23 protein-coding genes and 1 tRNA gene are annotated in these 23,960 nt (G+C 57.0%); 9 read left to right on the top strand and 15 right to left on the bottom strand.

Features of this window, described 5'->3' with window-relative positions:
- The first annotated feature begins 17 nt into the window (after positions 1 to 17).
- The 5 genes from ABIT76_01720 to ABIT76_01700 all read left to right on the top strand — a co-directional run bounded on the left by ABIT76_01720 (position 18) and on the right by ABIT76_01700 (position 4,098).
- On the top strand, positions 18 to 143 hold the full coding sequence (locus tag ABIT76_01720; protein MEO7931854.1) for a hypothetical protein: 126 nt from the start codon (positions 18 to 20) through the stop codon (positions 141 to 143).
- A 74-nt stretch (positions 144 to 217) separates the two neighbouring features.
- Positions 218 to 751, top strand: a complete 534-nt coding sequence (locus ABIT76_01715; GenBank protein MEO7931853.1) for a prepilin-type N-terminal cleavage/methylation domain-containing protein — start codon at positions 218 to 220, stop codon at positions 749 to 751.
- Complete coding sequence (locus ABIT76_01710; protein MEO7931852.1) at positions 748 to 1,641, top strand: prepilin-type N-terminal cleavage/methylation domain-containing protein; 894 nt, start codon at positions 748 to 750, stop codon at positions 1,639 to 1,641. The genes ABIT76_01715 and ABIT76_01710 overlap by 4 nt, the downstream gene beginning before the upstream one ends.
- Complete coding sequence (locus ABIT76_01705; protein MEO7931851.1) at positions 1,631 to 3,490, top strand: hypothetical protein; 1,860 nt, start codon at positions 1,631 to 1,633, stop codon at positions 3,488 to 3,490. The genes ABIT76_01710 and ABIT76_01705 overlap by 11 nt, the downstream gene beginning before the upstream one ends.
- Before the next feature lie 5 nt (positions 3,491 to 3,495).
- Complete coding sequence (locus ABIT76_01700) at positions 3,496 to 4,098, top strand: hypothetical protein (GenBank protein MEO7931850.1); 603 nt, start codon at positions 3,496 to 3,498, stop codon at positions 4,096 to 4,098.
- A 2-nt stretch (positions 4,099 to 4,100) separates the two neighbouring features.
- On the opposite strand, the gene ABIT76_01695 is transcribed toward ABIT76_01700, so the two are convergent.
- Complete coding sequence (locus ABIT76_01695) at positions 4,101 to 4,892, bottom strand: PEP-CTERM sorting domain-containing protein (GenBank protein ID MEO7931849.1); 792 nt, start codon at positions 4,890 to 4,892, stop codon at positions 4,101 to 4,103.
- A gap of 340 nt (positions 4,893 to 5,232) precedes the next feature.
- On the opposite strand from ABIT76_01695, the gene ABIT76_01690 reads away from it, so the two are divergent.
- A complete protein-coding gene (locus ABIT76_01690; protein ID MEO7931848.1) occupies positions 5,233 to 5,652 on the top strand; it encodes a prepilin-type N-terminal cleavage/methylation domain-containing protein in 420 nt (139 codons plus the stop codon).
- A 56-nt stretch (positions 5,653 to 5,708) separates the two neighbouring features.
- On the opposite strand, the gene ABIT76_01685 is transcribed toward ABIT76_01690, so the two are convergent.
- The 9 genes from ABIT76_01685 to ABIT76_01645 form a co-directional block, all read right to left on the bottom strand.
- Positions 5,709 to 6,161 carry an arsenate reductase ArsC gene (locus tag ABIT76_01685; GenBank protein ID MEO7931847.1) on the bottom strand — a complete coding sequence of 151 codons (453 nt, stop codon included), beginning with the start codon at positions 6,159 to 6,161 and terminating at the stop codon, positions 5,709 to 5,711.
- 133 nt (positions 6,162 to 6,294) lie between these two features.
- The gene (locus ABIT76_01680; protein MEO7931846.1) at positions 6,295 to 7,500 is read right to left on the bottom strand and encodes a TolC family protein; all 1,206 of its coding nucleotides are present in this window, start codon (positions 7,498 to 7,500) and stop codon (positions 6,295 to 6,297) included.
- Positions 7,497 to 10,709, bottom strand: coding sequence for a CusA/CzcA family heavy metal efflux RND transporter (locus ABIT76_01675; protein ID MEO7931845.1), 3,213 nt, complete (start codon positions 10,707 to 10,709; stop codon positions 7,497 to 7,499). Before ABIT76_01675 ends, ABIT76_01680 begins: the two co-directional genes overlap by 4 nt.
- Complete coding sequence (locus tag ABIT76_01670) at positions 10,706 to 12,265, bottom strand: efflux RND transporter periplasmic adaptor subunit (GenBank protein MEO7931844.1); 1,560 nt, start codon at positions 12,263 to 12,265, stop codon at positions 10,706 to 10,708. The genes ABIT76_01675 and ABIT76_01670 overlap by 4 nt, the downstream gene beginning before the upstream one ends.
- Positions 12,266 to 12,319: 54 nt before the next feature.
- Positions 12,320 to 12,589: a hypothetical protein gene (locus ABIT76_01665; protein ID MEO7931843.1), complete on the bottom strand. Its 270-nt coding sequence runs from the start codon at positions 12,587 to 12,589 to the stop codon at positions 12,320 to 12,322.
- 137 nt (positions 12,590 to 12,726) lie between these two features.
- The gene (locus ABIT76_01660; GenBank protein ID MEO7931842.1) at positions 12,727 to 13,122 is read right to left on the bottom strand and encodes a hypothetical protein; all 396 of its coding nucleotides are present in this window, start codon (positions 13,120 to 13,122) and stop codon (positions 12,727 to 12,729) included.
- A 62-nt stretch (positions 13,123 to 13,184) separates the two neighbouring features.
- The gene (locus ABIT76_01655) at positions 13,185 to 15,647 is read right to left on the bottom strand and encodes a glycogen/starch/alpha-glucan phosphorylase (protein ID MEO7931841.1); all 2,463 of its coding nucleotides are present in this window, start codon (positions 15,645 to 15,647) and stop codon (positions 13,185 to 13,187) included.
- Between the two features lie 193 nt (positions 15,648 to 15,840).
- Positions 15,841 to 16,713, bottom strand: a complete 873-nt coding sequence (ilvE, locus tag ABIT76_01650) for a branched-chain-amino-acid transaminase (protein MEO7931840.1) — start codon at positions 16,711 to 16,713, stop codon at positions 15,841 to 15,843.
- A gap of 30 nt (positions 16,714 to 16,743) precedes the next feature.
- Positions 16,744 to 17,421 carry an ABC transporter ATP-binding protein gene (locus tag ABIT76_01645; GenBank protein MEO7931839.1) on the bottom strand — a complete coding sequence of 226 codons (678 nt, stop codon included), beginning with the start codon at positions 17,419 to 17,421 and terminating at the stop codon, positions 16,744 to 16,746.
- A 100-nt stretch (positions 17,422 to 17,521) separates the two neighbouring features.
- Between ABIT76_01645 and ABIT76_01640 the strand changes: the two genes are divergently transcribed.
- Positions 17,522 to 17,595, top strand: a tRNA-Gln gene (locus ABIT76_01640).
- A 24-nt stretch (positions 17,596 to 17,619) separates the two neighbouring features.
- Complete coding sequence (locus ABIT76_01635) at positions 17,620 to 18,261, top strand: class I SAM-dependent methyltransferase (GenBank protein ID MEO7931838.1); 642 nt, start codon at positions 17,620 to 17,622, stop codon at positions 18,259 to 18,261.
- Here the strand turns inward: ABIT76_01635 and ABIT76_01630 are convergent.
- The 5 genes from ABIT76_01630 to ABIT76_01610 form a co-directional block, all read right to left on the bottom strand.
- Positions 18,254 to 18,895, bottom strand: a complete 642-nt coding sequence (locus ABIT76_01630) for a PIG-L deacetylase family protein (protein MEO7931837.1) — start codon at positions 18,893 to 18,895, stop codon at positions 18,254 to 18,256. The two genes, ABIT76_01635 and ABIT76_01630, sit on opposite strands and share 8 nt — an antisense overlap.
- A 6-nt stretch (positions 18,896 to 18,901) precedes the next feature.
- Entirely contained in the window at positions 18,902 to 19,678 is a 777-nt protein-coding gene (locus ABIT76_01625) for a sugar phosphate nucleotidyltransferase (GenBank protein ID MEO7931836.1), read from the bottom strand.
- 10 nt (positions 19,679 to 19,688) lie between these two features.
- Complete coding sequence (locus tag ABIT76_01620; protein MEO7931835.1) at positions 19,689 to 20,921, bottom strand: class I SAM-dependent methyltransferase; 1,233 nt, start codon at positions 20,919 to 20,921, stop codon at positions 19,689 to 19,691.
- A 69-nt stretch (positions 20,922 to 20,990) separates the two neighbouring features.
- Positions 20,991 to 22,364 (bottom strand): FAD-linked oxidase C-terminal domain-containing protein, encoded by a 1,374-nt coding sequence (locus ABIT76_01615; GenBank protein ID MEO7931834.1) that lies wholly within the window; start codon positions 22,362 to 22,364, stop codon positions 20,991 to 20,993.
- A 72-nt stretch (positions 22,365 to 22,436) separates the two neighbouring features.
- Entirely contained in the window at positions 22,437 to 22,964 is a 528-nt protein-coding gene (locus tag ABIT76_01610) for a hypothetical protein (protein MEO7931833.1), read from the bottom strand.
- Positions 22,965 to 23,091: 127 nt separating this feature from the next.
- Between ABIT76_01610 and panC the strand changes: the two genes are divergently transcribed.
- The gene (gene panC, locus ABIT76_01605) at positions 23,092 to 23,928 is read left to right on the top strand and encodes a pantoate--beta-alanine ligase (protein ID MEO7931832.1); all 837 of its coding nucleotides are present in this window, start codon (positions 23,092 to 23,094) and stop codon (positions 23,926 to 23,928) included.
- Positions 23,929 to 23,960 lie beyond the last annotated feature (32 nt).

Genomic DNA, 23,960 nt, shown 5'->3' with positions numbered 1-23,960 from the left:
CTAACAAAAGAAATCACATGCTCCTCACATTGCTTATCTTCCTCGCGGTGATGTGGGGCTGCGGCCACTCGGTGCAAATCCTCGATAACGTGCGGCACAAGCATCCCAAGCGGCCAGATGCCGCCGAACCTAGGCAAAGCTGACGGACGCTGGAAGCGATTGAACTGGGAGTCATATCCCTAGTTAGCATGGCATCTGACCTGCTTGGTTACATGTTATGATCCAAGCACTCTACGCGAAACTCCGGGGGCTGCGCACGAAACGCATCCCTGTTGCTTCGGCCCGTTTTCCCAAAAAAAACGCCGGCTTCACGATTATCGAAGTCGCTGTGGCTGTGACATTGCTGGCGCTCTTTGGCATGGCTGGGATCGACGCTTTGCTGACGCTCAATCGCGATGCTGGTTCGCTGCGCGTCATGTCAGCGGCCCGCGAAGTCGTCCAGCGCAACATGGAAATGGCGATGACGGTGCCGTTCGATTCGTCGAACATTCCCGCGATTTTGGCCGTCAACACCGGCACCGGCTGGAACGAGACGTCCGATGTCTCGCTCGGTTCCGCCCCGATCGCCCTCATCACCGCCCGCGATGGCACGGTGCTCGTTACGGGCACGCTCAAGCGCACGGTGGCACTCTTCTCCGGCTCGACTTACAACGCCAACACGCGCCGCATCACGTTCACACTGGATTACTCGATCAATGGCAAGTCCAAGCCGAGTTACACCCTGACCTCGATCCGGTCGCCTGACATATGAGAAACTCGCTGCGACAGACCATGCAAAGTGGATTCACCCTCGTGGAGGTGATGGTGGCTGGCGCGCTCTTCGCACTCGTCGGCGGCATCGCCTATTACATCATGACCGCGGGCACGGTGCTCTACGCAAAAAATTATTCCATCAACAGCTCGGGCGGCGCCTTGCGAGCTGGGCTGGACCGGATCAACGCCGAAGTCAGCCAGGCCACCGACATGCCGCAACTCGTGACCCTCAACGGCAGTGGCGGATTCACCACACAGGCGATTGTCGCAGGAGCCACGGCTGGCATCGGGCCAGCAGCTGGCATCATCTTCGATAAATATCTCGGCGGCCCCTACATCATGGAAGGAACGGGTGCCGCCACGGCCACGACTTTCAGCATGAAGCGCTCGACTAATCCGCGGGTGATCGCTCCGATTCCTTCAGCCGACGATGTCGTTTTGATCGATGGCTCGGATAACCGCTCCCGAGTCAGCACCGCGAGCGGCGGAGTCATTTCCAGCCAGTTGCAAAGCATCTCGGTGACGTTGAAATCTGGCAACAGCTCCGGCATTGCCTGGGTCGCCGGCGATAAAAAACCAGCGACGCTGGTTCGGCGCGTCGCCTTTATCATCGTCGGCAACGAGTTGCGTTACTATCCGACGATGGAGGGTGCGACGACCTACACCACGTCCGCCACGCCGTATTCCGTTCTCACGACGGACGTCGGCACCAGCTCGGGCGAGGCGACGCCGTTTTCCATCGTCATCAAAAACACCGAGCCATTTCTCAGTCTGTCGTTCCGGGTGCAGAACCGGGACAACAACAGCGTTTTAACCAAGAAAGAAGCGAAGGATTTCAACACATCCATGCGCATCGACACCCTGCTCCGCCCCCGAAATGCACAATAAATTCATCACTACCAAACTCACGAGCCGGGAAGACGGAGCGGCTCTGCTTGCAGCCATTTTTGTCGCCCTCGTCATCGCGGGCGTGGTCGGCATCGCGCTGAACCACACCCAAGGGATCGGCAAGCAAGTCGATACCAGCCGCGATTATTCCGACCTGCGCTTTGAAAGCGAAGGCGCTCTGGAAACGGCTTACGGAATCTGGCTCAAGGCCGCCAACGCGAAATACGGACCGCCCAATTCTGCGGACATCGACTCCACGGTCCGCGGCCCGACGCCACCGACGGCCAACTCGCCATTCAATTTCCCCTACGCCTCGGGCGGCCAGTTGAAGATCGATGTGGTGGACGACTATGGCGCTCCGCTGCCCACGACGACTTCCACACTGCCCGCCGCCGTCTATGTGGATCTGCCGGAATATCCCGGCTGGAAAGGTGTGAAATTTTCCTACACCGCCAGCGTCAAACTCGCGAAAAGCTCCGCCTCCAGCGCCCAGACTTACGGGTTGAAACGCACCATCGAATACGTCTCCGTCCCGCTCTTCCAGGCGATGGGATTTTTCCAGGACGACATCGAGTTTTACAAGCCGGCCCCCATGATTATTGCCGGACTCGTCCACACCAACCACAAGGCTTACATGAGCGGCGGCACGACAACGGCGCTCACTTTCCAGAACAACACCTCGAACGTCGATGGCTACACTTCCACGGAATATCCCACCGGCGCGACGGCTTGGAATAACTCAGGCTCCAATTATTCCCCGGTTTTCTCAAATGGCGGCCAGTCCGCCCAGGTGAACACTGTTTCCACGCTCTATCCTCTCGGCACCAGGCCGGAGTCGGTCCTCAGCACCACGGACTCCAATCCCAACAACGATAGCATGCGCGAGTTGATCGAGCCGCCCGTCGCGGGTTATGCGGATGATCCCGCCATCGCGGATCGCCGTCTCTACACCAAGGCTGGCATCATTGTTAAAATCACCGGCCCCGCCTCCGTCGCGACCAACATCACCATCACCACGCAGAACGGCGTCGCACTCACCGCCGCCCAGATCACTACGATCAAGAGCGCCATCACCGCCCAAACCATCACTGACCGACGCGAAAACAAAACCGTCGATGTCTCCACGGTGGACATCAATGCCATTCGCAGCACGCTCAGCGCGGCTACCGGGTTCACCACCAATGGCGTCCTCTATGTCTATGATACGAGTTCGAGTGGAGCCTCGGACCCGAAGGCGGTTCGTCTAAAAAACGGGGGCACCCTGCCTCCCACCGGTCTCACCGTCGTCAGCGAAAACCCCATTTACATCCAGGGCGATTACAACACCGGCAGCACTTCGGCCACAGTTAACAACGTTCCGTCCAACAACGGCGGCAACCCTAGCAACACCGACAGCCCTGTCGTTTCCGGCTACACCAAGGCTCCCTCCGCCGTTATCGGCGACGCCGTTACCATTCTTTCCAATACTTGGAACGACTCCAACTCCGCCAACGCTCTCTCCTCAAGACCTGCCAGCAGCACCACCGTCAACACCGCCATCGTCACCGGCAACATCCCATCGGGATGGGACCCGGATTCCAACTCCGCCACCAACAACAGCTACGGCTACTCGGGTGGGTTTAATAACTTCCCACGCTTTCTGGAGGATTGGACCAATGACAGCTTCACCTACTTCGGTTCCATGGTGCAGCTTTTCACCAGCAAGACCTTCACCGGAGAATGGGATACCGGGGCCATCTACGCCGCGCCCAACCGCGCCTGGAACTTCGACAGCTCGTTCCTCGCCACCCCGCCCCCGGGAAGTCTGGACGTCGTCACCCGCACCCGCGGCAACCTCATTCGCTTCTAACTCCCATGAAAACCTCTCTTATTGCTTGCGCGACCGTCTTCCTCGGCTCCGCTTGGAGCGCCTTCGCCTGGGACTTCACCCCGCAGTCCGCAGTCACGTTTGTCGATGGACCAGCCCAGCGTCATTATTCTCTGCTAAACGACACGCGGAAGGTGAATTTTCGGATCGACGGCACCACCAAAGTTTCCGGGGATGCGGGCAAGGCGGAGTTTATTTTCACCGATCTGGCCAATGCCACTTTGAAGATCGCCCTGTCGCCGCTGAACGAAAAGAAGCCCGCTTTTCAGGGAAACATTCCGGTCTATCTCGAAGCGGCGCGCAAGCTTTTGCCCGAGGGCTCTACCGAGATCATCATGGCCTCCGAGGCGGATAATGTTTTCCCGATCAACCAGTGGACGAGCCACCAGTTTGTCTTCCAATACGGCTACTTCGGTCGTCCCTTCCGCACTAGCGTCACCTTCCTCAATTACAGCGCCAAGGATCAGTGGATAGTCGTGCTCAGTGCCGGCCCGAATGAATTTGAGGGTGCCGGCCACCGCACCAGCCGTCTGCTCAATACCTTTCTCGAAACTGACGCCAGCTACAAGGCCGAGGACGCTCCAAACTGAGTTCAGGCCGTCCGCCGCCGGCTCAGCATCCAGGCCAGCGCAGTGCCAGAGAGGATCATTAGCGAAGTCGTGCCCGGCTCGGGCACGAGCACCAGACTCGTCGCCACAGCGGGCGCGGTCGTGCGAATGCTGTAATTATCCGTCTCGAAGATCGCCACGGATTCGCTCAGCACCGCGCTCGTGATCTTCGTTCCCGCTGTGGCGAAGAAGCTGACATACGCATACGGCTCGCTGGCATTCGAGCCGGTCACCGGCTGGCCATAATACTGATCCGTGTTGTAGAGCGTATTGTCGATCGCCCGCACCGTGCTCGTGGGATTGTTGGGCAGCAATGTCGTCAGCGAACTCGCATTGAAGGTCAGCAACAGCGTAGAGCCATTGTAGAGCTTGATCACGTTGTTGCCGTCCAGAGCCGAAATGTAGAGGCCGAAATACTCCACCGGTGCCGCGAAAGTCGCCGTCACCACCGCCCCCGACGCAACTCCGAGATAGTTTCCCGTGCCATTGCCGCCGTATTGGTCATTCGCCTGAATCTGCGGCGAGCCGGTGCCCGTGTAAGTGATGCCCGTTGTCGAGCCGGTGAAACTGGTAAAAACTCCGCGATTGCCGGCCTTGGTGCCAAAGTCATCCGTCAAAAAGGTCGTCCCGCTGGTGTAAGCCTCCTCGATGGCCTGCTGGTCAAACTTGGAAATATACGTCGTGATCGCCGCAGGTGAGTTTGCAATGATTGCTGAGGCTAGGCCCGCCCAGGCGAGGCTACGCAGGCAGAGGACTGGGGTGGATAGGGTCTTCAAGTAGAGGTTGATGTGGCAAACTCCACGGGCAGCCCTTGTTTGCGGGTGGCTTAGGAGAACGCAAGCACCAGAAAAAGATTTTACCGCTCGGCTGTAAAGCCTTTTTCTGCGGATGAAGCGAACTTTTTCACTTTTGCGTCGCAACCGCTCACTTTTGGGAGGTGAGCTGTAAGCACCCCGCCACCCCGCTAGAGAGAGATCTCCGGAGGTTCTCGCAGCCGCAGCTATTTTCCAGTCTGTCTGTGCTTTTTCGTGACATCCATCCCCTGCTGGCACGGCTACTGCTAATTTACCCTTGGAAGAAAAATTCCATTCATAATAGCAGCCAATAAATAAACCTATGACACACAAGAACCACATTCATCGCGGGGGCTTCACCCTCGTCGAGATTATGATCGTGGTGGCCATCATCGCCTTGCTCGCCTCCGTCGCTGTTCCCAGCTTCCTGCGGGCCCGCAAGCGATCCCAGGCCACCGCCGTAAAGAACGACCTCCGCCTCATCGACGCGGCAGTCGATCTCTACGCCATCGAAACCAGCAAAGCCACGGGCATGCAGCCCACCGGCGCGGATATCTCCAAATATCTGAAAACCGGCACCCGGCTCCAAGTCGCTGCCGCTGCCAATGCCATCACGGACCAACTCGGCAACACCATCGCCGTCCCGACCGTGGACTCATTGCCGAAGCTGCCCACCACCACGAACACGGCTCTCTCCGACGTGGCTAACGCCAGCTTCTGGGCCCCGTATTCCATCAACTAATGCTCGCCAGCCCGTGGCCGCCAGTTTTTCTCTAAACTGGCCGCCACCCCGGCTGACTAGACCCCTGCCGGGGGCGTTATCCCCTTTTCGCACTTCGTCGCGCACCATTCCGCGATCTTCCCTGCGATCATCTCCCGCACCGAGATCGTCTTCTCCAGACGCTCCTCCCAAGTGCCGGTAAAAGACGAAGGATCGGGAAATCCCCAGTGCAATCTCTGGGCTATCCCTGGAAATATCGGGCACCGCTCCGCACTCGTCTCATCGCACACCGTGATCACGTGCGAGTAATATCGCCCCGCTTGAAAGAGCTCCAGGACCCCCTGCGGCTGCTTCTGGGAAATATCGATCCCCATGTCGGCCATCGCCGCGACCGCCAGCGGATTCAGCACGCCCGGCTCCAGACCGGCACTCTCCGCCCGCATCTGAGTGCCGCAATAATGATTCAACAACGCCTCCGCCATCTGACTGCGGGCGCTATTATGAATGCAGACAAAAAGAATCTTTTCCATGCGACTTGGAATAAATTGAAGCTCCGCCCGAGGCAAGCCAGAGTTCGTTTCGTCACCCAAACGTCACAAAACAGAGCCAGACTCAACCTTGTCCTGCCAATCGGATGCGAGAACGTATGATGAGCCACTGGAGTCACGGTTTTAAGGCGGCCCGGACCCCGGCTGGGAAATGACCCGTGCGAGTTTCCCAATCGGTCAGAGCAGAGACGAGTTGCATTTCTGTCTCCAGCGAAGTGAGGGCTAGGGTGAGGTGCTGGCGTCGGCTTTCGTAGATGGAAACAAAGGTGCCGGTGCCCGAGGCGACGCTTTGCTGGATGCGTTCCGTGTTCTGCCGGGCCTGCGCTTGCGCGGTGCCATCGAGCTGACGCAAAATCTCCGCCAGACCCGTCGCGCGGGTTTGCGCCTCGCGGATCTCGGTGGAGATGGCGAGCTGTCGCGCGGTGATTTGGGTTTGGGCGCGTTCACCAGCAGCCTGGGTCTCCGCGATGCGACCTTGATTGCGATTCCAGACCGGCAGCGGCAGGGAAAACTTGAGCTGCGCCATGTTCTCCGACATCCCATCCTCGCGCTGACGGCTGACTCCCAAGCCAACGGTGAGGTCTTCCCATTTCTCCAAGCGAGCCAGCCGCTGCTCCGCTTGGGATTTGTCGGATTGGAGAAGAGCTAGTTGCAAGTCGGGACGTTCGGGTGCGACAGCGAAGCTTTTAGGCAAGGCTGGCAACGCACCGGTGATCTCCATTGGTGTCCCTGGTTGCAATCCCATCAGGCCGCGCAAGGCATCGTGCGAGCTGTCGCGGGCGACGATTTGCGCCTGTCGCTGCAAGCCGAGCGTGGTCTTTTCCAATTGCACCACGCCGATGTCGTTGGTGTCGCCCGTGCCAGCGGAAGCCAGCGCCGTCGTCTGCTCCAAAATGCGATCCAGGAGTGCGATCTGACTCCCATGGACGGCGATCCGTTTGTCCAGGAGGAGAATGGCGCGGGCCTGGGTGAGGACGTTGCCGGCGAGAAGTCGTTGCTGATTGTGGAACTCCGCCACGGCCATGGCGACATCCACCCGGGCCACAGCGCGGGCTTGCCCAAGGCGTCCGGCGAGGGGAAATTTCTGGCTGAGTCCGGCGCTGATCGTGCGATCGCTCACCCCCACATCGGCATTCGCCTCAAACTCAGGATTGCTCCATAGACCTGCCTGGATGAGGCGTCCCTCGGCCTCGGCAATCAGGGTTCTGGCCGCTGCTAAATCAGGATTGTGCTGTAGCGCATAGACCGCCGCCGTCTCCGGCGTGAAGCTTGCTGCCTGCAGGGAAGCCACCGCAAAGAAGCTGAGCAGAAAAATTTTCATGTGAGTTTCATTTCCCTCGTGCGCAGCCAGAGAAAGATCGCCGGGGTGACGATCAGGATGTGGAGCAGGCTCGAAACCATTCCGCCAATCACTGGTGTGGCCAGCGGCTTCATCACTTCCGAGCCGGTTCGCGTGCTCCACATGATCGGTAGCAGACTCGCGACGATCGTGGCCACAGTCATCACTTTTGGACGGAGCCGGAGCCGCGCGCCTTCCTTGATCGCATCCACGAGATCGCGCTGACTGAATGCGGCTTCGAGTTTTTTCATGCGAGTGGCCACAGCCTCCTCCAAATAAACGACCATCACGACTCCGGTCTGGATCGCCGTTCCGAAGAGCGCGATGTAACCCACCCAGACTGCGACGCTGAAGTTGTAGCCCTTGGCATATTGCAAAAACACGCCGCCGCTCAACGCAAACGGCACGGCCAGGATGACGTGTGCCGCTTCCTTTGCATTGTGATAAACCATGTAGAGCAGCAGGAAAATAATGAAGAGCACTGCGGGAACGATCACGCGCAAAGTCTTTGCGGCTCGGATCTGACTCTCAAATTCTCCGCTGTATTCCACGGTCATCCCCTTCGCGAGATGGGGAATGATTTCCTGGTCGATGCGCGACTTCACCTCGCTGACAAAACTCCCCAAGTCGCGTCCGGTAACGTTCGCCTGAACGAATACGCGCAGGCGTCCATTTTCGCTGGCAATCTCGTTCGGACCCTCCACGCGCCGGATCTCCGCAACTTGCCCTAGCGGAATGACCTGGCCGTTGGGCGACGTCACCAGCACATCGCGCAGCCGGGTGATATCCTCGCGCTCACTACGTTCGAGTCGCACTTGAATAGGAATCCGAGCCCGACCGTCGATGGCAGTGGAAACCGTCTTGCCGCCCAGACCGGCCTCGACCGTTTCCAGAACATCCTGCGCACGCAAGCCGAACCGGGCCATGGCCGTGCGGTTGACTTCAATTTCAATGAAAGGTTTCCCTTGAACGCGGCTCGGCGCGACGCCCGTGGCACCGCTGACTTGCTCGACGATGCGCTGCACCTCGAACGCCTTCGCCTGCAACGCGTCGAGATTGTCCCCCAGAATTTTCACGCCGAGTTGCGCACGAATGCCGGTGGAAATCATGAGCACGCGATTTTCAATCGGCTGGAGAAAACCCGGAGCCGCGCCGGGCACGAGACGCATCTTGGCGGAAAGTTCGTCGATCAGCTTTTGTTTGGTCAGACCTGGCCGCCACTCGGATTGAGGCTTGAGCATGATGGTCGTCTCAATCATTTCTGTGGGAGCCGGATCGGTGGCCGTGTCGGCACGGCCGAGTTTGCCGGCAACCGAGAGCACTTCCGGAGTTTCCTTAATCACGCGATCCTGCCAGTTCATCGCGCGCTTTACTTCTGTGAGCGACGTGGCTGGAACAAACGTGGGCATGAAAAGCAGGCTGCCCTCATTCAGCGGCGGCATAAATTCCTGCCCGATCCCGGCCGTAACCCGATCCAAAATGGGGATGCCGGTGAGATGCCGGTGGATTGTATCTGGTAATCCAAATGCGACGAGACAGGCGGTTGCCAGGAGACAGGCGGCGAGAGCGAGAACGGTTTTGCGATGAGTCAGGGCGAAATCCAGGCAGGGATCGTAAAGGCGTAGCAGGAACCGCATGACAAAATTACGATCCTCCGAATGGAATGGGCCGCGCACCAGCCATGTGCACAGCACCGGCACGATGGTGACTGCCAGCAAAGTCGAGCCGATCATGGCAAAGGTCTTGGTGAAGGCCAGCGGATGAAACATTTTTCCTTCCTGTCCGCCTAGCGCGAAGACCGGAACGAAGGCCAGGATGATGATCGCCATTGTAAAAAAGATCGGGCGTCCGACCTGCGCGGATGCAGCGAGGACGACTTCAAATGTTTCTGCGGGAGTGAGCTGGCTGCCCTTTTCGGTTTCGGCTCGTTCGGCATGGCGGAGGACATTTTCCGTGAGCACAATCGCGGCATCGACCAGCACGCCGATGGCAATGGCGATGCCGGAAAGCGACATGATGTTTGAAGTGATTCCAAACTCCTTCATCAGGATGAAAGAGATCAAAATCGAAAGCGGCAATGGGATCGTGACGATCAAGATACTGCGGAAGTGAAACAAGAAAATGATGTGCGCCAGCGTGACCAATATGACTTCTTCGGTAAGCGCGTGCTTGAGCGTTTCGATGGTGCGGTCGATCAATTCGCTGCGATCGTAGAACGACCGAATCGTTACACCCGGCGGCAGGCTGGGGGAAATCTGCGCAATCTTTTCTTTCACGCGCTTGATGACCTCATGGGCGTTCTCCCCGGTGCGCATGACCACTGTTCCGCCAACGACTTCATGTCCGTTGACATCGAGAGTCCCGCGCCGGAAATCGCCGCCCATTTCAACACGAGCGACATCCTTCAAATAAACCGGTGTTCCTTCGCGAGCGAGCAGCACAGTGTTCTCCAAGTCGGCTGTGTTTCGCACGAGACCGACTCCGCGCACGATGAATTCCATGCCATTTTCTTCGATGGTTTTGCCCCCGACATTGAGGTTGCTCTGTCCCACGGCCTCCATAACCATGGCTAGTGAAACGCCCGTGGCACGCATCTTTTGCGAGTCCACTTCGATCTGATACTGACGAACAAAACCACCAATGCTGCCGACCTCGGCGACGCCCGGAACTGAGTTCAATTGATATCGCACAAACCAATCCTGGACGGAACGCAGCTCACCGAGGTCGTAGCCGTTCGGCGCGGGTTTCGGATCGACGTCGAGATAGTATTGGTAGATCCAGCCGAGTCCTGTGGCGTCTGGTCCGAGGCGCGCCTCAACACCCGACGGCAGGATGTTGCCGAGATAATTTAGGCGTTCGAGCACCCGTGATCGGGCGAAATAATTATCCACCGAATCGTCGAATACGACGGTGATTAAAGAAAAGCCAAACATCGAATTGGCCCGGACTGTTTTCACACCCGCCAGACCTTGGAGATTAACCGAGAGCGGATAAGTCACCTGATCCTCCACTTCGGTGGGACTCCGGCCTGTCCAGTCAGCGAAGACAATGACTTGGTTCTCGCTTAAATCGGGGATCGCATCGACTGGTGTGTGCACAATCGAGTAGATGCCAAATGCCACCAGAAACAACGCCCCGCAAACAACGAGAAAGCGGTTCCGCAGAGACCAATGGATTATCCGTTCGATCATGGCACTTCCTCGCCGCAATTGAGCATTTCTTTTCCGAGGTAAGGATTATGGATTGCAGGTGAGAGCTGCACCCATCGGGCATTTTTCGGCACACCATCCGCAGCCTGATTGCTCATGGGGCAGCTAAAAATTTTCAGGTTGGGAATGTCGCGACGAATCTTTTGGGCAGCAGCCACCACCGTTTCGCTGAAGGGCTGAAAGTGCTGGCGGGTTGTTTCCAGATCGTTGCCAGGCTCGGGAGCCTTTTTGGAGAAACCAGCCGGCGCGGCGGGCAGTTTCGTGAGGGCTATTCGATAACGTTGCAAGTCGTCCGCAGCCAATGCCTCACTCAGGGCAACGACTCCGGCCAGATAAGAATGACGCTCGTCCTGAGGAACTGAATCGCCCAGACGATCCATCTGCGCCTGACCGTCGATGAGCATGTTGCCGCTCACTACAACGTGTTCGCCCTCACTTAAGCCTTCCATCACTTCCCATGCTTCGTCGCCGGGCTGGCCGAGGGTGACGGCACGCGGCTCGTAGTTGCCGACAGATTTTTCTACATACACACGTGGCTGTTTGCCTGACCACAAAACAGCGCTGCGGGGAACGGTCAGCATTTCGGGAGATTCCGCTGTAACTCGAACCTCGGCGTAGGTCTTGTGCAAAAGCTCGCGCTGCGGATTGGCCACCTCCACCCGGACCATGGCGCTGCGGGTCGTGTTATCCAGGTTGGGATTGATGAAAATGATCGGTGCTTCCAGTGTTTTACTCGGAAGTGAAGACAGGGTGACCTCCACTTTTTGCCCTACTTTCAACAGCGGCAGATCCTGTTCATACGCCTGAAACTGGAGCCACATCGTGGAAAAATCGGCGATCTCCATCAGCTTTTCGCCTTCCTGGACATACTGACCCTCATAAGCTGCGCGCTTAACGACGGTGCCGGTAATCGGGGCAAGAATTTCAAAATAGAGATCGTTTTCCGCACGTTCTGGAATCTTGGCGATCTGTTGCTGAGTGAGACCCAATTGTTGCAGGCGGGTGGCACCAACAGAAGCAATGGGGTTGTTGTTTTGCTTGCGACTCAGGGCGTATTCGCGTGCGGCGGAGAGTAATTCGCGGCTGTAAAACAAGGCGAGCGGCTGGCCCTCCTCGACTTCGGCTCCTTCGTAGTTGACGAATAATTTCTCAATTCTGCCGCCGGTGTAGGCACTCAAAATCCGGTGCCGCGAATCATTGTCTTCGATGGTTCCAGCGAATCGCAACGTGCGAATCAGCTTCTGCCGCCGAACTTCCGCCGTTCGAATGGAACTCGCCTGTGGCGCGCCTTCAGGGAGCATGACGAAATTGGTTTTCTTCGGTTGGGACTGATTGGCAAACACAGGAACCAAGTCCATTCCGCAAATAGTGCATTTGCCTGGATGATCGGAGCGTATCCACGGATGCATGCTGCATTGGTAGTGAGAGACTTTCTGGGTGTTGGGCGGGCTGGCCGGGCTCGTCTTCTGACAGCCTACGTTCCAGCCAACGATCAAAATACAGGCGAGTAAAACGCGAATCAGAGTGAGCTTTTTCATAGATGGGTAAGGTGACCGGCGGCGTGTCTGAGCTGGCACACCGCCGGAGGCTATTTATTTCTTCGCGGCGGCAGCTTCCGTCACCATCTTGGTGTATTTGCCCGGATTTTTGGCGAAGTCTTTCTTGCACATTTTGCAGCAGAGATAGACGTCGATGCCGTCTTGGGTAACTTTGACGGGTTTCCCATGCTCGCCGAGTTTTTCGTCGGAGACGACGCACTTGGTGAGCGGGTAACTGGCGGGTGGTTCCTCCGCACGAAGCGAGGCGCTGCTGGTGACTACGGCCAGTGAAGCGAGACTGAGGATGAGTTTGGTGATGTTCATAGTTTGATATTTGTTTCTTGTTGGGATGGCTGGATATGCGCACAGGACGCAGAATCCAAAGGGATGCGCAGCGCTCAAGTGGCGTGGCGATGAAGGCAATAACGACCTGAAAATCTCGTGAGAACGAGAGGAGGTCGTTAGCTGAAATACGGGGGAGCGAAGGCCGGATGGCAACGCTCCAGATCGAGACAAGATGCGAGCCTAACTCCCGGCGGATCGCCCATGTGGATGCGGCCGGCGAGTGTCTCGTCCGCCACGGGAAGAATGAGGTCGATAAAGCTGAACATCACGTCCGGCAGTGGAACGACTGATTGCAGCGGCACGGAAATGCTGGCTTGCTCCGTAGTCTGAAGCGTTTGGCAGCAGGCGGTGCTGGCGGGCTGTTTTTTCTCCGACTTGGTGCAGCAGCTTTCAGCCTCGTGAGGAGTCGATGCGAGGGACGCCAGCGCGCAATGGTTGGTGATCTCCAGCCAGGAAATCAGGCAGAGCAGGACGACGAATGCTTTCGCGAGTTGTCCCAGTTTGGCGGTCATCAGTGATGGTAGAGTCGTTGAAGCGGGGGAATGTTCAACTGATTTCCCTGCGCTCAGCCGACTTACACTGTCACGGGTTTCAGCTTCCAGATGTCGTCGGCGTATTCGGCAATCGTGCGGTCGCTGCTAAATTTTCCCATTCGCGCCGTATTCAGGATCGCCATGCGCGCCCAGTCCGACTTGTCTTTGAAGGCCTCATCCACCTTTTTCTGGCAGTCGCTGTAACTCGCAAAATCGGGCAGGCAAAGGAACGGATCGCTGTGGATCAGATTCTCGCTCAACATGGTCAATGCGCCGGGTTCGTCTGGAGTGAAGAAATTCGAGCCGATCCAATCGACAACGGCTTTCAGCTCTTCATCGCCGCTGTAATACTCGTGCGGGCGATAGCCTTTCTTCCAAAGCGCAGCGACTTCCTCGGTAGTCATGCCGAAGAGGAAGAAATTCTCCGCGCCGACTTCCTCGCGAATCTCCACATTCGCGCCGTCGAGCGTGCCGATGGTGAGCGCGCCGTTGAGCGAGAGCTTCATATTTCCCGTGCCGCTGGCCTCCTTGCCGGCAGTGGAGATTTGCTCGGAAAGATCGGCTGCCGGAACGATCCGCTGTGCGAGCGAGACGCGGTAGTTCGGCAGGAAAACGACCTTCAGCTTGTCCTTGATCCGCTTGTCCGCATTGATGTGCGCTCCGACGGAATTGATCGCCTTGATAATGCACTTCGCGAGGTCGTAACCCGGCGCGGCCTTCGCAGCGAAAATGAAGACGCGTGGCACGATGTCGAGATCGGGATTTTGCAACAGCCGCCGATAGAGCGCGAGAATGTGCAGCAAGTTCAGATGCTGGCGCTTGTATTCGTGCAACCGCTTGATCTGCACGTCAAACAAAGCAGACGGGTTGACCACGACTCCGCAGGTCTGGTGAATAATCTTGGCCAGATCGATTTTGTTGGCGTGCTTCACGGCCATGAAATCTTTCTGAAACTGCGCATCGCCCGCATACGGCTCCAACTCCCGGAGCTTGTCCAGATGGCGTTCCCAGCCGGAACCAATCTTCGATGTGATGAGCTGGCTCAGACGCGGATTGCAGGCTAGCAACCACCGGCGCGGCGTGATGCCGTTCGTCTTGTTGTTAAACTTCTTCGGGTAAAGCGCATCGAACTCCGGAAACAAATCACTCTTCAACAACTGCGTGTGCAATGCCGCCACGCCATTCACCGAATAGCTGCCGACCACCGACAAATGCGCCATCCGCACCATCTGGGTGTGGCCTTCTTCGATGATCGAAAGGATGCGCTTTTTGTGACTGTCGCCTGGCCATTTCTCCTCCAGATCGACCATGAACCGCTTGTTGATCTCGAAGATAATCTGCAAGTGGCGCGGCAGCACTTTCTCAAACAACGGCACACTCCATTTCTCCAGCGCCTCGGGCAGCAGGGTGTGATTCGTGTAGGCAAACGTCCGCGTGACCAAGCCCCACGCCTTTTCCCAAGGCATCTTGTGGTCGTCGTGGAAAATGCGCATCAATTCCACGATTGCCACCGCCGGGTGCGTGTCGTTGAGTTGGATAGCCACCTTGTCCGGGAATGTGTCCCAGCCCTTGTTATCCTTGGCGTAGCGGCGGAAAATATCCTTCAACGAGCACGCGACGAAGAAATACTGCTGCGCCAGACGCAACTCCTTGCCGCTCTCGGTTTTGTCATTTGGATAGAGAACTTTGGATATGGTCTCACTCGCATTCTTATCGCGCACCGCCTCATCGTAACTGCTCCGGTTAAACGCCTCGAAATCGAACTCCGACGATGCCCTCGACTCCCAGAGACGCAGGTAATTCACCGTATTCGTCCCAAAACCAGGGATCGGAATGTCATACGGCACGCCCATCAACTTTTTCGTGGCCGTCCACTTCGGCGTGTAGTTGCCAAAGTCATCGAAAACGTTTTCCACGTGCCCGTAGATCTCGATCTCGTTCGTGTGCTCGGGCCGCATGATCTCCCAAGGCGTGCCAAATTTCAGCCACGCATCGGGCAATTCAACCTGGTGTCCGTTACGGAATTCCTGCTTGAAGAGGCCATATTGATAATGAATGCCGTAGCCGATGGCCGGCAGATCGAGTGTGGCCAGCGAGTCCAGAAAGCAGGCCGCGAGCCGTCCCAAGCCGCCATTGCCCAGCGCCATATCGTATTCCTCGTGGCGCAACATTTCCGTATCGAGTCCCATTTCTTTCAAAGCCGACTCGACCTCGTCGAAAATGCCCGCGCTGTAGAGGCTGTTTGAGAAAAGACGTCCCATCAAAAACTCCAGCGAGAAATAATACAGCCGCCGGGTGTTCACCTCGTGATGCTTCGCTTGCGTGGCGATCATGCGCTCGATGATCACCCGCTGGACGGCCTTCGACGTGGCGAGCCACCAATCGCGGGTCGAGGCGGTGCTTTTATCGCGGGCCAAGGCAAACTTAAGCTGGCTTTGGATGAGCTTTTTCAGCCCATCAACGGACATGTCGATTTCGGAAGTGAAGGTAGTGGATTCGGCCATGCCGACCTGATTAGGGAAAATTTTGCGCCGGGGTAAGGAAAAAATGCGTTTTCGGTTCCATATTTATCGAAAGATCCCGACTCGACGCCTCCGATTTAAGCGAAATCAGCTCGGAATATCGCTGCATCCACTCGAAATAGCGTCAAAGCGACACAGAATAGCGTTCCATCGGTTCTGAATATCGCCTCAGCGACTACGCATAGATCGGAGTTCCAGTCGAATTGGCCAATTCGCGGAAACGCGTGATGAGTCGCTTCGTGATCGGGCCCGGAGTGCCGTCGCCAATGGGGCGCGAGTCCAGCTTGATCACGGGAATGACCTCGGCCGCCGTGCCCGTAAGGAAAATTTCGTCCGCCGTGTAGAGGTCATAACGCGTCATTTGTGGCTCGGTGACAGTGATATCAAACTCGCCGCAAATTTCGATCGCCGCCTGCCGTGTGATGCCGCAGAGCGCGCCCGCACTGGCTGCCGGGGTGATGATTTTTCCGTTCTTGATCGCAAAAATGTTGTCTCCGGTGCATTCGGCGACGTAGCCCTGCTCGTTCAGCATCAGGCCCTCGCCCGCGCCAGCCTGGTTGGCCTCGATCTTGGCGAGGATGTTGTTCAGGTAATTGAGCGATTTCACCGTCGGCGGCAGTGAGGCGGAGCCAATCCGGCGAGTGGAAGTGGTCACGACGATCAATCCTTTTTCATACGCCTCGGCAGGGTAAAGGCTGATCGCGGCGCTGATGATGAAGAGGCTGGCTTTCGGACAAAGGCTCGGGCTTAGCCCGAGACTGCCGACGCCACGGGTGACTACGAGCCGAATGTAGCCGTCGCGGAGGCCGTTTTGGCGAATGGTTTCCAGCGTGTGCTCGATGAGTTCCTCGCGGCTCTCGGGAATCGTCAACAGGATCGCGCGGGCAGAATCGAACAAGCGGTCGATGTGTTCGTCCAGGCGGAAGACGCGTCCATTATAAAAGCGGATGCCCTCGAAAACGCCGTCGCCGTAGAGCAGGCCGTGGTCGAACACGGAGATTTTGGCGTTTTCCTGATCGAGAAACTGGCCGTCGAGATAGATTTTCATGGGAGTTGCGATGGATTGTCCGAAATGGTCTTAGGATTGCAGCAGGCCATCGACCACTTCGAGCCGACGATCGCCGAGGGCTGCGAGCCGCGCGTCATGGGTGACGACTACTAATGTTTTGGCGCGTTCGCGGACGAGGGCAAGCAGTAAATCCATGATTCCGCCGCCGGTGGAGGAGTCGAGATTGCCCGTCGGCTCGTCGGCGAAGAGGATGCCGGGGTCGTTGATGAGGGCGCGGGCGATGGCCACGCGCTGCTGTTCGCCGCCGGAAAGCTCGGTCGGCAAATGCGCGTGCCGGTCGGCGAGGCCCACGGTTTCGAGCAGGGAAATGGCGCGTTCCTGGGCGGCAGCCTGGCGTGCCGTGCCGAGGATCATGGCTGGAACAAGGACGTTTTCCAGTGCAGTCAGCTCGGGCAGCAGAAAATAGCTCTGGAAAACGAAGCCCATTTTTTCGTTTCTGAGCTGGGCCAGGGCGGATTCGCTACCCTTGTAGAGCGGCGTGCCGTCGAGCGCGACCGTGCCAGCTTCAGGACGCTCCAACCCAGCCAGGGTGTAGAGCAAGGTGGTTTTTCCCGCGCCCGATGCGCCGACGAGGAAGACGGATTCGCCGCGCTCGATCTCCAGCGAGATACCGCGCAGAACGTCGATCTTGCGCGCCCCGATCTTAAACGAGCGACGGAGGTTTTCAGCTACGAGATGGGCAGGCATGGGAAGGGGAATTTAGCCACAGAGGACGCGGGGGCACAGAGATTTTTTCCTCTCTGTCAGCTTGCAAACGGTGGGTTTGAATTTATTCTGTTGGCTCCACTGCCGCGTGGTGTAACGGTAACACAGAGCCCTTTGGAGGCTTTATTCATGGTTCGAATCCATGCGCGGTAACCACTTTTTCCCAAGCGAGTCGGCGGCGTGAATTTCAATCGAATCGCCTCCTTTTACGGTCTCATCGAACTCCTCTCGACCGGCTCCCGTATGCAGAGGGCCCGCGTGGCGCATCTGTCGTCCGTCGCCGATGCTCGTCGTGTGCTCATCGCCGGTGAGGGAAATGGAAGTTTCCTCGCCGCCTGCGCCAGAGCACTTCCAGAGGCGAGTTTCACTGTTATCGACGAATCGCCCGCGATGCTGCAACGCGCCGCCGCCAGTTGGAAGAAGGCTGGTGGAGATGAGGGTAGAGTAAGATTCGTATGCGAAAACTTGCTAACATGGGCACCCGAGGAACCGGGCTACGATCTTATCGTGACGCACTTTTTTCTGGATTGTTTTCCCGAGGAAACACTTCGTCTGATTACAATGAAACTTGCGTCTGCCGCGACTTCTAACTCGCGCTGGCTCATCACCGATTTCTGCGAGCCTGAGTGCGGTCTAGCCCGACTTCGCGCCCGCGTGATGTTGCGTGGCGCCTACCTCCTTTTTCGTAATCTCGCCGGTGTTCAGGCGAGGCAGTTAGTCAAGCCAGACGCGATGTTAGAAAATGTAGGGTTCCAACTTTTTAGTCGAGTTACATCCGATTGGGGAATGATGCACTCCGATCTCTGGACGCGTTCTAGCTAATCAAAAACTTCCGGGTGTAAAACGCCTCCGCCATTTCCGATCCAGCCTCGATTCCGCGCAGCCGCATCATGGCTTGAAAAGTCTCTGGAGTAAACCAGCGCTTGCTTCGTTGTGTACCAAAAAACTCCATCAAGTAATTCACTTTCAACGTCGCTTGCTTCGCACTCAAAGAGACAAAAGTGTTAGGCTGACCAAGGTCGCCATCATACTTGGGAATCTCGTATTCAAAGATTGAATGATCGCGCCAAGTATTCCAGGTGAGTTCGCAAAGTGTGCGGTGATCTTGATGTCGATCCTCTCGCGAATGGGTGAAGATCAAGTCCGGCGCAGTATCGATCTTGATCTTCTCAAAAGTCTCCTTCACTTCCATGCCCAGCCATGGAAGAAACCCATCGCGGAAAGAAAAAATCCTAATATCGCGCAAGACATCCTTGCCTAGAAACGCTTCGGCGCTTGCATGAGCTTCCTTCGCGCGTTCTTCATTGGAACAAATCACCACCCAAATAAAAAGCGCATCGGGATACTTCTCGACGAGCTGCAACACAGTTCCGCCGCAACCAATCTCTATGTCGTCGGAGTGTGCTCCTAACAATAAAATCTGACGCGGAACTTGGGTGGGCTTAAAGGTCAGCATAACGATTTATTCCTGCCAGACGGCCCAGGGCATGTGACCTCGCGCATAGAGATCCTCAAACTGCTGCTTCTCCTTAAAAGTATCCATGCACGCCCAGAACCCATTGTGCTGATAAGTATGCAACTGGTTCTCCGAAATCAATCTCTGGAATGGTTCGTTGACTAGTTCGTCGCCTTCCTTGATGTAGTTAAAAATCTCGCGCTTGAAAACAAAGAATCCGCCATTGATCCAGATGCCGGAGTTGCCCATTTCCTCGATACAACGCACCGTGCCATCCTCTTGGCTCTCCACGACGTGGAAAGTTTGCTTGGGGCGAATGCTAACAAAGCTGGCGATCTTGTCGTGCTTATGGAAATCGCCGATCACTTGCGGCAACGGCACGTCGGCCAGACCATCGGCGTAGTTGGCTAGAAATTCTTCGTCGCCATTGAGATATTTCTCTACCGATTTGAGTCGCATTCCGATGTTGGAATTCAGCCCGGTATTCACGAAGCTGATCGTCCAGTCTTTCATTTCGTTGTTGAGCAGCGTGACTTCGGAGCGGCCATTCGCGAGAGTAAAATCGTTGGCCAGCTTCTCGTTATAGTTGAGGAAGAAATCCTTGATCGCTTCTCCCTTGTAACCAAGGCAGAGAATAAAATCCTTATGCCCGTGGTGCGCATAATATTTCATGAGGTGGAGAAGTATCGGGCGGTCGCCGATAGTCACCAACGGCTTGGGCAAAGCTTCTGAAGCTTCGCGCATTCGCATTCCCATTCCACCGCAAAATAAGACGACTTTCATGATGTTGGTTCTAATCTAGAATACTAACTTCAGGAATGGGAACAATGAACTTTCCGCCCCATTCGCGGATGTAACTGAGCTGGCCCGTGATTTCCTTGGTGAGATTCCAGGGCAGGATGAAAACGTAGTCTGGTTTCGTCTCGGAAATCTTCTCAACCGGATTGACTGGAATGCGGCTGCCGGGAAGGAGTTTGCCTTGTTTGTAAACATTTCGATCCACGGTGTAGTCGAGGTAGTCAGTGCGAATGCCGCAGAAGTTAAGCAAGGTATTCCCTTTGCCGGGCGCGCCGTAACCGACAATGGTTTTCCCCTGAGATTTGAGTTCGATCAGTTTCGAGAGAATGCGGTTTTTCGTGAGCTTCACGCGTTCGCCAAAATCGCTGTAAGCCGCCATGGTGTCGAAGCCAGCGGTGGCCTCGTCGGCGCGCACTTTGAGCAGGCCCGATGTTAGCTTGGGAGCTATGTTAGTATGCTGCGCGTAGATTCGAATGGAACCCCCGTGGATTTTTAGCTCATCGACATCGAAGATGGTGAGCCCGTGGGCGGCGAAGATTTTTTCGACCGCGATCAGCGACAGATAGGAAAAGTGCTCGTGATAAATCGTGTCGAACTGGTTGCCCTCGATCAAACGCAGGAGGTGGGGAAACTCCATCGTGATTGTGCCGCCGGGCGCTAGCAAAATGCGCATACCCTCAACGAAGTCATTGATGTTAGGCACGTGCGCGAGAACGTTGTTGCCGATGAGGAGGCTGGCGGCTCCGCGTTCTGCTAGAAACTGTGTCGCGGTCTCCACGCCCATGAATTTGTGCACGACAGGAATGCCTTTCTCGCGGGCGACAGCGCCGACATTTTTAGCGGGTTCGATGCCGGTCACGGGAATGCCGAGCGGCAGGAAATGCTGGAGAAGATAGCCGTCATTGCTGGCGATTTCCACGGCCAGATCGTTGCTAGTCAAGCCGAGGCGCGTGACCATGGACTCCACATATTTTTTAGCGTGCGCGACGAGGCTGTCGGAGTAGCTGGAGAAGTAGGCGTATTCGGTGAAAATTTCCGACGGACTAACAAATTCATCGAGCTGCACGAGCTTGCAACTGCCGCAGACGAAGACGTCCAGCGGGTAGAACGCCTCGGGTTTGCTGGCGTCCTCCAGTGGGATGATGTTCTGGCAGAGTGGCGACAATCCGAGATCGACGAACCGGGTCGAAAGTGGCGCGTGGCAAAAGCGGCAGGACGGGACGCTCATGGCTGGATGACTGTGAAAAAGTGGAACATTGCAAAAGATGGTTGCAGAAATTGTGCCACCGGCAACGATTCAACCGAGAAACTTTCCCGGATTGAGAATCCCTTGCGGATCGAGGGCTTTTTTTAGAATGCGATGCAACTCGTCCGTGTTTTCGCTCACCGCCTGCGGCCACCAGCGTTTCTTGGCGAGTCCGACGCCGTGCTCGCCCGTGATCACGCCGCCCCACGCGAGGACTTGGGTAAAAAGCTCGTCCAGCGCGGTCTCGGCGAGGGCGCGAACTTCCGGCTTTTCGTAGTCGGGACACATGATGTTGACGTGGATATTTCCATCGCCAGCGTGTCCAAAACAGGCCACGGGAAAGCCGTATTTCTCCTGCAAATGCGCGCCGAAGGCGAACATATCCACGAGGCGTCCGCGCGGGACGACGACATCCTCGTTGAGCTTGATCAAACCCGTCGCGCGTAGGGAAAAAGAGAAGCCGCGGCGCAAGTCCCAGAGCTTCTCGCAATCTTCCTCGCCGACGGCGGTTTGCAGCGAGAGAGCGCCGGATTTTTGCAGAATCTGACGCAGCGACTCCGCCTCGCTGGCCACGGAATCGTGCTGCCCGTCGAGGTCGATCAGGAGATGGGCCTGGCCGTCAGGAACGAGGCCGCGACCGAGGTATTTGCGGGCGGCGTCGAGAGTAAAGGCATCCGCCACCTCCAGTGCAGCTGGGAGAAATCCGCCATGAAACACCGCCTGCACCGCCGCCGCCGCCGCTGGAGCGCTCGCAAAACTGGCTGATAACGATGCCCTCGCTGGTGGCAGCGGGAGCAAACGGAGCGTCGCCTCCGTGACGACTCCGAGCATTCCCTCGGAGCCGGTAAAGAGGCCGATGAGATCGAAGCCGGTCTTGTTTTTATGGGTGCGCCCACCGCAGCGCACAACGTTTCCATTCGGCAAAACCACTTCCAGCCCGAGCAGATAGGAACGCGTGACGCCGTATTTCAGGCAGCGCGGACCACCGGCATTCGTGGCGATGTTTCCGCCGATGCTGCACTCCTTCAAGCTCGCCGGATCGGGCGGATAATACAGGCCGACGGCGCGCACAGCCGACTGTAACTCGCCTGTAATCACCCCCGATTGTACGACCGCCACGCCGTCGTTGAAATGGATTTCCAGGATGCGATTCATGCGGGCCAATGAGAGAACGATGCCTTTTTTCACCGGCACGCAACCGCCCACATAGCCGTAGCCTGAACCGCGCGGCGTCACCGGAATTCCGTGGGTCGAGGCAAACTGCATCACCGTCGCCACGTCCGCCGTTTCGCTGGCAAACACCACCACCTCGGGCACGGTGGAGGCAAACCATTTGTCGCCCGCGTGCTCGGCCAGCACCTGCGGATCGGCGGACGCCTTTTCCGGCCCGAGGAGTTCTAGCAAACGCGTGGCGCAATCGATCATCGGGAAATTATTAGCCACCGGGGACAACGGAGGCCACAGAGTTTTTGGGTGGCAATGTAGCCCACGTGAATTTTATGGGTGTGATTCTGTGATGACTATTTTTCCAGACGAGACATCAAACTTAAGCCGCCGTAAATCGACTGTCTCGACATTGAAATAACCTTCCGAGTCCAAGCCCCATCTATTTCCCCAAGCGTAGTGCGACACGCTTCTTTCGAGCTTGGATAAGTCGGGCATGATCTCAGAAACAGTGACCCTGCGAACCAGCTTGGGTCCATCGAAGAACTCCAACAGCACAAGGCCCGGCGAATAATCGAGCGGAATGAGGTTGGCCCCGCCATACACCGTAATCAGGTGCCGGCCATCGTCTGCCAGGAAGGCGATGCGGTGAAACCCTGGCTTCGACCACAGTAGCTGACGTTGACCAGCGCCCGACACATCAAACACGGTGGTCTGTGGCGGTTCGAGAGTGATCGAGGCTTCAAACTTTGCATTCGGCGATTTGATAATCTGGTCCTCGGATGGCGGAATGGGAGAGTCGCCGATCGCACCTGCGATAAACGATAGCAGGACGAGCACGATGCAGATGAGTTTGGACATGGAAGTGTGGAGAGACGTTTCGTGAAAATATGGACAAAAGAAATAGCGTCCAGCTTTCCCTCATTCCTGTGTCTAGCTGCTTTTCTGAAGATTTGACGGGCCATTCGGCTCCGGCAATGATCGCAAGATGCGCGTTCTTTCGTCTCCGACTTCTGCTCTTCAGAGTGCTATGCAACTCCCGTCTCTGCGGGTGCTCGTGCCGACGATGGGGGCGCTTCATGCGGGTCACATCGCGCTCTTGAAAAGGGCGCGGGGGCTGGCAGGGAAAAAGGGCTCGGTGATGGTGAGTATTTTCGTGAATCCGATCCAGTTTGGGCCGAAGGAGGACCTCGCGAAATACCCGCGCCCGCGCCGGGCGGACCTCGCCATTTGCAAAGCGGAGGGCGTCGATCTGGTGTTTGCGCCGGAGACGCTCTATGCCGCCGATCACAGCGTCTTTATCGACGAATCGAGTCTCAGCACCAGTCTTTGCGGAGCGTCGCGGCCGGGGCATTTTCGCGGCGTTTGCACCGTGGTGGGGAAATTATTTCACCTGCTCCAGCCGCAGATCGCGGTCTTTGGCGAAAAGGATTACCAGCAACTCGCCATCACACGCCGCATGGTGCGCGACCTCGATTTCCCCGTGAAAATCGTCGGGTTGCCCACGGTGCGCGAGGCCGACGGGCTCGCCCTCAGCTCGCGCAATCGCTATCTAACTCCGTTGGAGCGCGCCGCCGCGCCGGTCATTCGCCGGAGTTTGCTCGCAGCAAAAACAGAGGCGAGTGAGGGAGAAATCAGCGCGAAGAAAATCCTCGGACGTGTCACCCGCGCCATCGAAAAAGCCGGGGGCCGCATCGATTACGTGAGCCTGGTGGACGCCGACACGCTGGAGCCGCAATCCCAAGTGACGAGTGGCAGTCTGATCGCCGCCGCCGTGTTTTTTGGCCAGACGCGGCTGATCGATAATTGCCGGATCGGCGGCTGAGGGAGGAATCTGGAGGGACTACGTTCGTCATT

This window comes from Chthoniobacterales bacterium, from assembly GCA_039930045.1.
Lineage (GTDB): Bacteria > Verrucomicrobiota > Verrucomicrobiia > Chthoniobacterales > DASVRZ01 > DASVRZ01.
Note: the sequence above shows the minus strand (reverse complement) of the source record. Positions and strands in the feature narration are given on the sequence as shown.